The 11906-nt window shown below is 39.1% G+C and carries 13 protein-coding genes and 2 pseudogenes; 4 read left to right on the forward strand and 11 right to left on the reverse strand.

The features are described 5' to 3' along the window. Both LC586_RS37400 and LC586_RS37405 read left to right on the forward strand, forming a co-directional pair. Nucleotides 1-475, forward strand: a pseudogene (locus LC586_RS37400) (ParM/StbA family protein); the annotation flags it as partial. Between the two features lie 5 nt (nt 476-480). Then, a complete protein-coding gene (locus LC586_RS37405; RefSeq protein ID WP_229490736.1) occupies nt 481-771 on the forward strand; it encodes a hypothetical protein in 291 nt (96 codons plus the stop codon). Nucleotides 772-880: 109 nt separating this feature from the next. On the opposite strand, the gene LC586_RS37410 is transcribed toward LC586_RS37405, so the two are convergent. The 3 genes from LC586_RS37410 to LC586_RS37420 form a co-directional block, all read right to left on the reverse strand. Next, on the reverse strand, nt 881-1612 hold the full coding sequence (locus LC586_RS37410; RefSeq protein ID WP_229490737.1) for a hypothetical protein: 732 nt from the start codon (nt 1610-1612) through the stop codon (nt 881-883). A gap of 136 nt (nt 1613-1748) precedes the next feature. Next, nucleotides 1749-2441: a hypothetical protein gene (locus LC586_RS37415; RefSeq protein WP_229490739.1), complete on the reverse strand. Its 693-nt coding sequence runs from the start codon at nt 2439-2441 to the stop codon at nt 1749-1751. A gap of 85 nt (nt 2442-2526) precedes the next feature. Continuing rightward, nucleotides 2527-2919 carry a hypothetical protein gene (locus LC586_RS37420; RefSeq protein ID WP_229490741.1) on the reverse strand — a complete coding sequence of 131 codons (393 nt, stop codon included), beginning with the start codon at nt 2917-2919 and terminating at the stop codon, nt 2527-2529. A 291-nt stretch (nt 2920-3210) separates the two neighbouring features. Here LC586_RS37420 and LC586_RS37425 point away from each other — a divergent pair, with 291 nt between their 5' ends. Continuing rightward, nucleotides 3211-3468, forward strand: coding sequence for a hypothetical protein (locus tag LC586_RS37425; protein ID WP_229490743.1), 258 nt, complete (start codon nt 3211-3213; stop codon nt 3466-3468). Nucleotides 3469-3659: 191 nt separating this feature from the next. On the opposite strand, the gene LC586_RS37430 is transcribed toward LC586_RS37425, so the two are convergent. From LC586_RS37430 to LC586_RS37455, 8 genes and pseudogenes are all read right to left on the reverse strand, one after another. Further along, a complete protein-coding gene (locus LC586_RS37430) occupies nt 3660-3947 on the reverse strand; it encodes a tetratricopeptide repeat protein (RefSeq protein WP_229490745.1) in 288 nt (95 codons plus the stop codon). A 78-nt stretch (nt 3948-4025) separates the two neighbouring features. Further along, nucleotides 4026-4151 (reverse strand): annotated as a pseudogene (locus tag LC586_RS42280) (tetratricopeptide repeat protein); the annotation flags it as partial. Next, entirely contained in the window at nt 4123-4260 is a 138-nt protein-coding gene (locus tag LC586_RS42285) for a tetratricopeptide repeat protein (RefSeq protein ID WP_369010553.1), read from the reverse strand. The gene LC586_RS42285 and the pseudogene LC586_RS42280, both read right to left, overlap by 29 nt. Nucleotides 4261-4266: 6 nt before the next feature. Next, nucleotides 4267-4425, reverse strand: coding sequence for a tetratricopeptide repeat protein (locus LC586_RS37435; RefSeq protein ID WP_229490747.1), 159 nt, complete (start codon nt 4423-4425; stop codon nt 4267-4269). Between the two features lie 50 nt (nt 4426-4475). Then, nucleotides 4476-7106, reverse strand: coding sequence for a hypothetical protein (locus LC586_RS37440; protein ID WP_229490749.1), 2631 nt, complete (start codon nt 7104-7106; stop codon nt 4476-4478). Between the two features lie 12 nt (nt 7107-7118). Continuing rightward, nucleotides 7119-9596 (reverse strand): DUF3854 domain-containing protein, encoded by a 2478-nt coding sequence (locus tag LC586_RS37445; RefSeq protein WP_229490750.1) that lies wholly within the window; start codon nt 9594-9596, stop codon nt 7119-7121. A gap of 181 nt (nt 9597-9777) precedes the next feature. Next, the gene (locus tag LC586_RS37450; protein ID WP_306423343.1) at nt 9778-10458 is read right to left on the reverse strand and encodes a hypothetical protein; all 681 of its coding nucleotides are present in this window, start codon (nt 10456-10458) and stop codon (nt 9778-9780) included. A 6-nt stretch (nt 10459-10464) separates the two neighbouring features. After that, a complete protein-coding gene (locus LC586_RS37455) occupies nt 10465-11340 on the reverse strand; it encodes a hypothetical protein (protein ID WP_229490752.1) in 876 nt (291 codons plus the stop codon). A 300-nt stretch (nt 11341-11640) separates the two neighbouring features. Here LC586_RS37455 and LC586_RS40995 point away from each other — a divergent pair, with 300 nt between their 5' ends. Next, complete coding sequence (locus tag LC586_RS40995) at nt 11641-11775, forward strand: hypothetical protein (RefSeq protein ID WP_267921797.1); 135 nt, start codon at nt 11641-11643, stop codon at nt 11773-11775. Nucleotides 11776-11906: the final 131 nt, after the last annotated feature.

Here is an 11906-nt window from a genome sequence, read left to right on the forward strand (position 1 = left end):
CATTTTAGACTTTGGCAATGGTACGACTTTGTATTCTCGTTATAACCGGGGTCAGCGAGAAGTTCACACCGCCTACCCCATCGGTGTGGAAGTTCTCATCGATGATATCTCCCAAAAAATGAAACATTTGAATGGCGGAAAAATCGGAGACCCATCCAAAATCCGATTTTGTTTAGAGATGGGGCATACCCGATACAGCCGTGACATCGATATCAAAGATATATACAGTACTTGTTTGAAAGATTGGTATGAAAAATACTTGAAGAAAGCGGTGAATCTGACATTTGATGCCAAGCACCAGGGGGATGAAATCTGGGCGATTGGTGGAGGTTGCCTTTTACCAGGGTTCAAGAAGCTTTTAGAGAAGAACGGTTTCAAAATTTTGGACAATCCGGTGGAAACTAATGTCTTTGGGCTTCTAGAAATGGCGAAAACCATTAGCAGCAAGAATCCAGCATCTACATCTATTAAGTGATCGCAATGGCAGACAAACTTGACTTAACTCCAGAAAAAGTTCGGATCAAAGATAGCTACCGAGAGCGGATATTTGCCGAATCACAGCAACTAGGTAAAAGTTACCTAGAGACGCTTTACTTTATCATTGATTGTTATTTTGCTTTCAGAAAGGGTGCATTTCCCACACAACAAGTAGCTTTCACTCCTATTAATACTGAAGATAACCAACTCACCTCTTGGACTCCAACTCCATTTGCACAGGAGAAAGAAGAAGATTCTTCAGGGGAAACATTCAGCCTTGATTTTGATTTGTAACCGTTAAAGGAAGTTGGCAACGGTAAAGAAGGGGAATTAGCCTGTGCCATTCTATCAGTGAGAGCTAATTCATCCGCGATCGCTTACGGTCGTTCATGTCAGCACAAAGTTATTCTTCCTCCTCTTCCTCGTCATATTCATAATCTGCATAGTCTTTCCCGTGTTGTTCGTACCAGAGGCGTTCTTCCTCTTGAGCCGCCTCTTGCTGTATCCTTTTGGGCTCTGCCATCTCTGCTTCTAGGATTTCTTGTTCTAGTTTTTCCTTTTCCAACCGCTCTCTTTTCAGCCTTTCTCGCTCTTGGGTTTCTTGCTCTACCCTCTCCCTCTCAAGTTTGATTAATCGCTGCTCAACTCGTCCACAGTAAAAATCCAAAGCCTTACCCGTCGCCGCTCCGGTAACTGTACCACCGACTAGAAAGATGAGTCCGATTTTCCAGCCTTCAATCGGGCCACCGCTCCACTGCAAACTTTTTTGATTGAACCACACCAGCACAGAAAAGACAGAAATTCCAACTATTGTATTGATGAGTGCAAAAATTCTTGGTGTCATCTCAGTCTGGCGGAGAATTAGCCACTGCCCCAGCCAGAGTATTGCACCAAAAATCACCGCAGCAATCGCGCTCATCACCAAATGATCTGGATATCTGAACGGATCTAATGTCATGTTAATAATCAATGGCACAAAAATCAGCACACAGAGCAAAAAGCCAATGAATAAGCCAGCAACACTTATCAGGCTCCAGTAGCGACCGAGATAACCGAGGCGGAATTCCAATATCCACTCTTGTACGGGAAGCAAAGTGAAGTAAAACGCAATTCCTGCACTGACGTAATCGAGCATTGGACTAAGTAACTGTATATTTAGCGTATTTGGCACAGTATGCCATTAGCGGCAACGGAAAAGGAAAGATATTAACCTAAATGTATATTTTTTCTTTATTCGGTGTCTGTGCTTAAAGCTGATATTACAAGATAGATTATTGATTCGAGAAATCACCTAAAAAATACATTTGACTAAATTGATTTTTGGCTTGTTCAATCCTAATTTTAGCTAATTCATAAGCCTGGTTTCTAATATAGTCTAAATAACCTTTTTTAGCATCAATACCTGAAATATATCTAAAATTATTATCTGTTGATGCGATTTTCATTACTTCAACTGAATTCGGAATTGTACTACCTTTTAATAACTGATAATAAAAAGTTTGATAAGCTATTAAACCTTCATTAAATCCTAATTGATTATCATTACCTATTAAGATACCAAAAGTTTCTTCATCATCAATATTCATAGCCATTCGACATCCCGAAAAACCATAACAAGTACACATACAAATAATTAAATCATTTGACATTAATTTTATTAAGAAAGATAGTCTTTCTCTCAACTCTGCCCAAGTTATAAATTCACCATTAGAAAACTCTATACAGTGTTCATTACCGTGCATACTAAAATGAAGAATAGGAAATGATTTCTTATTCAAACAAGTCTCATAAAGGTTTGAAGTAATTGCATTAACAAACTCATTTTTACTATTTACATAAATATATTGACAATCAATATCCATAAAATCTAGAGATTGTGCTAACACCTGACCTAACGCCAAATTTTTACGATTTCTAATATCTTCTGGTCGTAATGATTCAATGATATAAACGAAAAGTTGCATTTCTGTTGCCTCCTTTACAAGAAAAATCAAAAAATAAACTATATTTTGGAGTATAACTGTCTTAAAAGCTTACAGTTAGCAGTTTTTATTGTTGTGGAAATATTCTTAAAAGCTGTAACAATATAGCCTCTAAACTATGTAGCGCCGCGTTTGTAGTTCTTTGATGTTCATCAAAGTTCTGCTGATGTAATTCAAAATTTATTTGGTGTTGTTCATGACTATCACGTAATTCAAGTAACACATCATCCAGTACAGCGCTACGACCTAAAACTCTGTTGGTATTTTCAGTTAGTTCATTCACGTTATCACTAAGATTTTCTAACTTGACAGTTAGCTCTGAAATGGCATTAGTATTTACTTCCTGTTTTGCAGTTAGCCCAGCTATAGCGGCTGTATTAACCTCTTGCTGTGTCGCTACTCTGACTAAAATTGCTTCGATAAGTTCTAATCGGCTTGGTTGGTTTGGTGTGTTTGTCATAGTATTTTCTAGTTTCCTCCCTCTATTCTAAAAACTCTACACCATTCCATTAGCTGTGAATCTATTGTTTCTCAAGGTACTCGACAACGGTATCTGTTGCTTAAATCCCCCTCACCACCGAGCGATCGCTCTTAAAATTGAATAATCTGGGATGAATGGCTTACAGTGCTAGCGTAAAGTTCCCTTTTTGTCTCTATTTTACACAAGTTTCTGTGCAATGGCTCAAGCGCCACTTTAAGAGCGATCGCTTTGCGAAAAAGAAAGTGAAAATTCTTGAACCGATACATCCAGATGAATCAAAAACAATTAGAAGACTCCATTTTTGAAGCTGTCTCTGACGCGATTGAAAGAGTTTGGACAATTGAAGAAAAGCAGTTCATTGAGAATAATTCCGAATTGCAAAGTCACCTAAAAGAGTGGCTAAATAATTCCTTGAGTGATACTTGCTGGCATCCAGACAACTATAAATTAGTCCAAGACTTAAATACCCCTTCAAACTTCAGTCCCCCCACGATGTTGGAAAATGAAGAAATTCACATTCCTTTTTAAAACCTTTTGTATTTGCTTCGTACTTAATTACGAGCCTTGAGATCAAAGAATAAGCTTTTAAGTCCACAAGAATTAGTAAGTCTTGTGCTTAATAAGCGGGTATTCATTCCAACTAACGATAAAGCACCGCCAATTTTAGCTGCTGTGATTCAGATTCTTGGATAAAATTTGTAGCCACTCGATAAAAGTGGCTACTTTTTCGATTTGACTATCCCGCTTTCAACCCCAAACAAATCTTTGTAAACTTCATGATCTCGGAAAAGCTCCATAATCAAACTTCGAGTAAAAGTACAGTAAATCATATTTCCTTGCGTCTCATATAAATCAAACGCTTTAAATAAATCTTTTTTAGCACCTTCAAGATCGCCCAGACGAAATCTGGCTGTCCCTCGTCCACAGTATGCTTCTGCACAATCAGCATCTAGAGATAATGCTTTTTCTAAATCAAAGAGGGATTTTTCTAATTCCCCAGACAACAAATAAATATTTCCCCTACTTATATAAGCTGATAAACAGTTTGGTTCAAGCGAAAGTACATGATTGTAATCCTCTATCGCTGCTAGATTATCATCGGTTAGATTTTTATAGGTATAAGCTCGGTTTAAATAAGCTTGAACTAAATTTGGATTCAGAGCGATGGCTTTAGTGTAATCTTCAATAAGGAAGGGAGTATTCTGACTTATGACATATTTTTGAGCGAGCTAATCCTCGATTATTATAAGCTTCAGCAAAATTCGGATTCATTGCTAATGCGTTATCGAAAAGCTGAATTGCATTCTCATATTTTTCGATTTGAAACTAAATTAGTCCTATAGTATTGTGAACTTCAGCAAAATTAGGATTAAGTAGTAATGCCTCTCTAAAGCACTTAATAACTGCATCTAAATTACCTGACTTTAGATGTGCTAGACCTTGATTATAAGAAACCTGTGCTTGCTCTAAATTAGCCGTTTCCATAGCGTTGTTCTCCTTTTATATTGCCTAAAAAAGGCTATTTTAGGATAAATCTATCTTTGTATGTCTATTTGTTGTGTTTGAGATTTAGCTAATATTTTATCAATTTGAGTATTAGCATCCTCAAAAGTTTGCAATATCTGTGGAGTTAGTTTATTAGTCTCTACCTGACCAGATTGCAAGTTTAAAATTACCTCCCCATTTTTCTGCAAAATAGTTAAATCTCTCTGCTGGGTATTGAAAGCCAAGTCATAAATCTTTCCTTGGACTTGAGTGCCATTTTCATTAGACTTACCCCAGACCATGCCAATCCTTTGAGCAATTTGACTCAGCCGACTGATGGCTTCAAGCTCAAATGTATCTTGATTCATTACTGTCAAAGCTTGGGCTGATAATTGCTCACCAGCTTTAAACCCATTAGCCACTTCTACAATGCGTTTTTTGTAATTTTCCGACTTCCCTAACTTATCGGCGGCATTATACCAATTTCTCAAATCATCAATAGTGACTGTCGGGGGCTTCTCTACACCTAGAGGTTCGGTTTTCACACTATTACTAATGTCTGGTGTAGAAAGAGTAGTGGAGAGTAATGGAGTTATAGATTGGTTAGGTGGGGATTGTGCTGTTTGTTTTGGTGGTTTCAAAAACTGCGGTCGTGTAGCAAGGGAGCCAACTTTTTGCTGATACTCTTGTGTTGATTCAATCACAGCCCCGAATTTCTTGGTCATGCTCGACAAAGTTTTGGCAGGGATGGAGCTATCAACCAAGTTAAATACCGCTAGACCTTTTTTAGTTTCCCTGATAACATCTTCTGTTGGTACTTGTTTCCATTCAACTTTTTGAGCAGTTAACCATTTAGTCACAGTATCAGCTTTCTGGTTATCAACAGCCAAGCCCATGATTCCAAGTTTTTTGTTTTCTTGGGTAGAAAATAAGAAAGTAGCACGCTCTTTAATATGATGTAGAATTTTCGTACTACTATCAATCATCTCCTGTTGTTGAGGGTTAACTGATTGAGTCCCAAAAGCCTGAAATTCCTTCGTCCATTTCTGAGGATATTCAACGGTATTAGGGTCAATTTGAGCGCAAATAACAGAGAAATTACTTTCAAGGATCGTGGGTGCTGGGGTAAGTTGCCCAGTTTTGAGTAGCCCAAGTTGTCTGAGCGCGTCTTTGTCTTTCTTGAAATGTAATACCCCCAAGGGAGCACCATTTAAAAACACGGCATCTCTAGTTTTTAAGGGTGGCAAATCGATAGTCAGTTTTCGGTAATCCAAATCATCGAATGTCTGACCAGAAAAATCATAAAAGTTAATTTTATTAATTTTGAGGAGATTCCCATTGGGAGATTCACCCAGGACAAAAGCTTGATCTCCTGTCTCAGAGATTGACGTGAGCTTTAATTTTAGGGGATTACCATTTTTCAGGTAATCAATTTGTTTCAACTGTTGGACAGAATCACTGTCTAACTCACCCAGAGTTTTGCCATCAAGTTTGATTTTTACTGTTTTATCAGGAACCGGCACAGTGCCAAATTCTAAGTTTACGGGTTCGGCGTTAAAAACAAGTTCTGCATAAGAGAAGTTCTTGAGTTCACGGATAGTAATTTCAATCGGCTCGTTTCCTGGTAGTCCAATAGTTGCTTTGGCAGTAGCAGGTTCTATCCCAACCATACAAGAGAGCGCTTTTGTACCAATGGGAAGCTGTGCGGTTCTGGTTGAAAGCATGGCGAATTCCTTATATTCGCCGTCACTATCCTGGACAAACATTAGCCTGGAAACATGGCGCTCATGCCCAACTGGGTGGTGGCTAGCCCTAATTTCTATCGGGTGCAAATCATCCTTGTTCCAGTCTCGACCCAAAAATTGATTCGCTTCATGCAAAAGTGTGACTAACTTCGGTTCGGTAAATTGCAATTTATCTAAGCGAGAGATAATCTCATTGGGGAAAGCAGCGAAGGCAAAATTAGAGACTTTTTTAGCGATCGCTTGGGGGTTTGCGTTTTCTTTTCTTGCAACTTCGAGTTCATCCTGGCGAGATGCACAGATGTTCCAAGCGGCGGCGGCTCCTGCAAGTTTTTCTGACTCTGGGATCGAGGCGTAAAATGCGAGAGCTGCGTCATTGCTGAGAATTTGTTTATTGTCCTGTAGCCGAAGCTGGGTTTTATACCCGTTAACATCGTATCCACGGATATGATTACCAAGCTCTTTACCCTTGGTAACAATATTATCTACTATTGTTTTGATAAAAGTTTTTTTCTGTTGTTCTGGAGTATTTATTTGTTTACTTGCGGCCGATAAAAATTGTTTTTGAGTTGGCTCTGCCCTTTGGATTCGCTGTTTGAAAAGTTCAAGTTGAGCTAGTGTCCCTTGCTGTTTGGTTAGCGTATTTTGCGGAGATTCTAGACCAAACTTGTTCAAGTAATAAGATAGATATTCCTGTTTAAATTGCTGTTTAGATTCTGGCGAAACTTGACCTTGAGTTAATAATTTCCCTAATTCTTGTCGGGCTGTTTGTGGGAATTCGGAAGGAGATTTCTGCGTGGGAGAATCTAGAGAGCTAGAAGCCTGACCTGTAGTTTCAGTGAGGATTCGGTTTAATCGGAAAATCAATATATTATCAGAAACGCCTCCGGGATTAACTTCTCGAATTTTATCTAATGTTGAGGACTTATTTTCTAGCATATCTTTACCTAATTAAAGTTCCAGACTGCGAGGTTGATTCTGAGTCTTAGAGTGCCGTTTTTTACCAGTAGTATTGGCACTGGGTTCATTGATATTTAGTAGGGAATAGCTGTCAGATTCCCCCTGTTGTATTCGTTCTGAATATTCTAGATGTACTCTTTTAGCAATTAACCTCAAATTATTTAGGTCGCTCTCACTGAGTTTCATAATTTTAACAGAATTACTTGCCGGATTAATTTCTATAGCAACTCTTTCTAGCTCAGATTTGTCTTTCTTAATTAATTTAATAGATGAATGACCAGTTTGCTGATTAAGTTCAGACTTAATTCGGTATTCTCCTATCTGTAAATGCTTGCTGTTTGCTGTCTGCAAGATAGTAGTAAGCAATTGGGATACTTCTTGAGTCTCTAAATTCTTAATCACCTTTTGAGTTCCCAAAGGTGCAAGAGAACCCAAGTGATGCTTCAGCGTTTTAGCATCCTCATAGAATGAGGGTAATTTATCCACTTTCCTTATATTTAAGAACTCTTGCCGCTCTACAATCAGCATATTTAGAGGAGGTTTAATAATTGCAACTTTATCTTTTTTATCAAGTTCAAACTGCATTAATGGAAAACTAAAGTAACTTTCGTTTTCATCAACAGCGCGATGAATGCTGATTTTTTTCCCAAATTTTCTAATACTGAAAGCCTCGGTTCTATAAAGGGTGCTACCGTCATTCTCCTTACTTCCATATTGTTCAATCAACTTTTTAGCAGCCAATGCTATTTGTTTATTCTCGAATGGCAATAAAAGTTTTCTCGGCAGATTTTGAGCATAATTTGGTACTTGACGTTGCTCTGCCCAATACTTGGGTAAACTATCTTTATTTTGAGCATCATCATTGATGACTTGAAATTCGTTAATCGGATTTTGAGATTTAATATGCTTTTTTAATGGTACTAAATTTTCTCGAAGCCCTTGAGTTAGGCTAATTATTTCTTCGCTAGCTAGATTAGCCGGATTAGATGTAACCGAACCATCTGCTTGTTTTTCATAAAGGTTGATTTCTTTACCATCTTTTAAAAAAATTGTGAATCTTAAATCAGGTGGAGGATTTTGCTGTTGCCACTCTTTTAATGGTACAGCTTCTCGGATAGCTTTTTGATAAGCCTCAGTGCTATTGACAATCAAATCATCAACCCCTTTCTCTGGGCCTGGTAATGAAACTACACTGACATTTGCGCCAGCATTAGTTAATAACTCTCCAGTTCTAGCAATGGCATGAGCAACATTTTTTTTGGTCTTAGCCTTGGTTTCATAGTCAAAACAAATTTTGAAATCACGTCCCTGTGTAGCGAATACAGCAAATTCTTCACGTAAACGAGGAGTAATAGGATTTTGCTGCTGATCATAAGAGCGATAGCCAGCGTTTATCCCTGGTAAACCGATGGCAGCATCTCCTTGACTAAGAATAGCCGCAGTTTTTTTAGCACCTTCTGTGACAACTACTGGAATATTATATTTCCATACGCAGTACCAGAAACCAGATTGGCGATCGCTCTGGTTTGGATTAACCCCAGCTTTCGAGTAGATTTTATTTGCAATCTTGGAAGGTACTTCTAGCAAGAAAATGCTCAGATTTGTCTTCGGTGGATGTTCGTACTTAATCTTTTTATCAGGTTTTTCTTTGTCATATCTGGGTTGATCCGGCTTGTAGCAACCCCAGAGTTTGCCTTGGGGAGCATCCCCTGGTTCCAAGTTAACAAAAGAGCGCGGATCTACACCAGCATCACACCACCAACCGCCCTTTTCAATGTGCTGATATCGCGCTAAATCCCCATCTCGGAGCCGTCCATCATTACGGCGGGAAATATCTGGGCTGTACATGAGATATTCCCATGCAAGATGTTCTTGCTCTACTGTGTCTTGGTGCAAGCTTTTGAAGTTAACCTTTGCTATGGCTGGATCAATCGCGCTGTCCTCCACAAGTTCTTTCCAATGTTGTGGATCTATGTGTTCGGGAGGAGAAGATGGCGAAGTTGCTTGTATATTAGTATTTGTGGATGGTGACGATATCAGTTGAGAGCTAGATATAACAGGTACTTCATCAATATTTTTAGGAGTGGAAGTATATGTGCTTACCTCTTGTACAGTAATGTTAGTGGACTTTCCTGATTCTGGTTGGGGTTGTTCAGTCGTTAGTGAAGGAGAATTTACTACATCTTCACCACCAATATCTACATCTACCTCTGGCTCATCCTCGTACCAATCATTGTCAAAATAATCAATTTTCTCCCAAGTATATCCTCCTTCCTCATTGGGTTTTAAGACGTATGTATCATCCCCAATTTCAATGTGTGCTAATTGATCCCATTCATACTGCAAACGCTCTACTGATGCTTCAAGAATTGGGATAAGTGCATCTAAAATTTTAACAGTCCTTTCATAATCCCTTTGATCCAATACTGTTAGATTGGTAATCAAATTTAAAGAACGTTCATCAAACATAAAATTAAGTGTGTAAAGGGACTCTTGGGTAGAGGGCGGAAGGGCAGGGGAGCAGAGGAGCAGAGGAGCAAAGGAGATGGGAGGCTCTTGAGCTTTATCGAGCAGAGCAGCTTTCTTGAGCAATGTGAAACAAAGAAGTCTTGAAAAATAATTCTTTTTCTTCCCCTACCTCCCTGCCCCCCTACACCCCTGGTTTCAGATAAAATTTGGTATCAGCCATATTAATAATATCTGTGTAGGATTTATAGAGGATGTCATATTGCATCCATTTAGCGCCCAAGCATTTTAAATCAATGATTTGAGTGCTAGAGAGGACTCGATTGAAAATTATATTAACTTCAATATATCGGGCGCGATAAGCGATAAAAGCAATATATTGTAAATCATCGCCCATCTTTTTAGCATAAGCTGCAATTTTGGCTTGAGACGGATACTTGAAATCGTAAAGTAGTATTGGATACCCAAATGAGATCGCATTAAAAATCATTGGGTTAATAGCACTGTAAGTTTTACCACTTCCTGGTGCGCCAATAGCGGCGGTTCCTCTTTGAATATCAGGAATATAAAAATTTTTCCCAATACATAATGCAGCACTATCGCATTTGGAAGATTTAATTTGTTTGAGAGCTTTTTTCTTAGCTGTCTCTATTTCTTTTCTACCTCCCCAATAACTACTAGCAAGTTTTTTCTTGTTACTACCATCACCCAAAAATAATTTCATTAACAAATAAACACCCAACATAGCAATTAGGGTTAATCCATTGGGAGTAAATAGGTGATGAGTGTATTGTCCAATATCATCTTTCGGATCTTGTAACTGTTTCAGTTCACGATTAGTTGTGATTGAGACTTGTTTCAGCATTATTTATTAGGGAATAGTAGAAGGGTTTCCAAAGATAATTGGGTCTTTTTCGTGGTAGGTAATGAATGGCACTGGCCCGATAAAATAGGGAGTACAAGTCCGACCAACAAAAGGAATAGTCTTGCAGAAACGGAAAAACATCGTAGTCTGCATTGCACCTGTGCTTTCATCGATATCCCAAACCACCTGCTTAAAGCCAGAGCCAAATGGATGACGGCCTGTTGGTTCTTTTCCTCCGTTCACTGCTTTCAAGATTCCAAAGCCACCTTTGACCTTCTGAATTTTGCCTGAAATCCATTGGACTCCAGTGGTTCTTCCGGCTCCTGACATCTCAGCATGAGCGCAGTTGCTTTGAATACATGGGACATTAAACCCTTGTTGGTAACTACCTGAAATACTGCGTTCCCGATTGGCTTCAATATCTCGTAGAACTAAATCGACTTTGCCAATGAATGAAAGGTCAGGCTGGGGAACGCTTGGAAATTCACTAAATGGCAAATCTCTTAACCCTGGAACTTCACGAATTACAATATCTTGCCAGTTAGCAAATTTATTAATTGAAGCATTTTGGATGCCAGGGATAGAAGTAAGTTGATACTTTGATAAATCTACTACTTCTCCTAGTTGAACGCGGCGAAGTTTCGGATTATTTAAAGAGTTACCAATTGTGCCTTGTGGTGCAACCCCAAGTTGTATGAAAGTGTCGTAGATTGCTTTAATACTGACTGGTGATTTATTTTTCAGTGTCGGGATAGCTTTTACTAAAGTCGGGATGGTTTGTTTCTCAATTACCCCAAAATCAGATAACTTCAAACTGTTTAAGTTAATTCCTAAAGCTTGAGAAATCGTTGATAAATTGAGTTGCTCAATTGAAAAGTCCATAGCGATCGCTCTTTGACTTTTTGAATTGTTGCTTTGTCACCGAAGAGGCAGAGGGGAAGGGGGTAGGGAGCAGGGGGAGTAAGCCCTTCTCCTCTGCGACAAGCGTTGCGGGGCATGGGTACGTTCGTGTAGCGTGTCGCAGACAAGCCCCGCCCTGGAAGGGCGCTCTTCCTGGGGTGGAGTACAAGCTCCTTCCCAGTCTTCTCCCCTGCTCCCTGCTCCTTGCTCCCCTGCCTCTTGTGACGGATAAGTCAGTTACAGATAGCTGTTTACTAAAGAGGTAGCCTAAGATTAGATAGTTTGCGTATTGGCGATCTGGGTGTTGCTCGTGGTTTGAATTGGGTTCGGATTGGTGATGTTGAAATCTGTTCATTAGAATCGTTCTCTATTGCTATTTGGCTATATTCAGGTGTTCCAGCAGATGCAATTATTTGAAAGTGGTAAGGGACTTGCGGAGAAATAAAGTACCAGTCATCCTAGAAGGTAGGAAGTGCGGGTAGTTCCGCACTTAGACTAAATCTCTAGAATAGGAATCCCTGTTTTGATGCTCACTGACAACATCAAAT

Source organism: Nostoc favosum CHAB5714, from assembly GCF_020829495.1.
GTDB lineage: Bacteria > Cyanobacteriota > Cyanobacteriia > Cyanobacteriales > Nostocaceae > Nostoc > Nostoc favosum.

Excerpts from the sequence above, each read along its gene's own strand:
- LC586_RS37405 (WP_229490736.1), top strand. The coding sequence starts at position 481 with ATGGCAGACAAACTTGACTTAACTCCAGAAAAAGTTCGGATCAAAGAT.
- LC586_RS37410 (WP_229490737.1), bottom strand. The coding sequence starts at position 1,612 with ATGCTCGATTACGTCAGTGCAGGAATTGCGTTTTACTTCACTTTGCTT.
- LC586_RS37415 (WP_229490739.1), bottom strand. The coding sequence starts at position 2,441 with ATGCAACTTTTCGTTTATATCATTGAATCATTACGACCAGAAGATATT.
- LC586_RS37420 (WP_229490741.1), bottom strand. The coding sequence starts at position 2,919 with ATGACAAACACACCAAACCAACCAAGCCGATTAGAACTTATCGAAGCA.
- LC586_RS37425 (WP_229490743.1), top strand. The coding sequence starts at position 3,211 with ATGAATCAAAAACAATTAGAAGACTCCATTTTTGAAGCTGTCTCTGAC.
- LC586_RS37435 (WP_229490747.1), bottom strand. The coding sequence starts at position 4,425 with ATGGAAACGGCTAATTTAGAGCAAGCACAGGTTTCTTATAATCAAGGT.
- LC586_RS37440 (WP_229490749.1), bottom strand. The coding sequence starts at position 7,106 with ATGCTAGAAAATAAGTCCTCAACATTAGATAAAATTCGAGAAGTTAAT.
- LC586_RS37445 (WP_229490750.1), bottom strand. The coding sequence starts at position 9,596 with ATGTTTGATGAACGTTCTTTAAATTTGATTACCAATCTAACAGTATTG.
- LC586_RS37450 (WP_306423343.1), bottom strand. The coding sequence starts at position 10,458 with ATGCTGAAACAAGTCTCAATCACAACTAATCGTGAACTGAAACAGTTA.
- LC586_RS37455 (WP_229490752.1), bottom strand. The coding sequence starts at position 11,340 with ATGGACTTTTCAATTGAGCAACTCAATTTATCAACGATTTCTCAAGCT.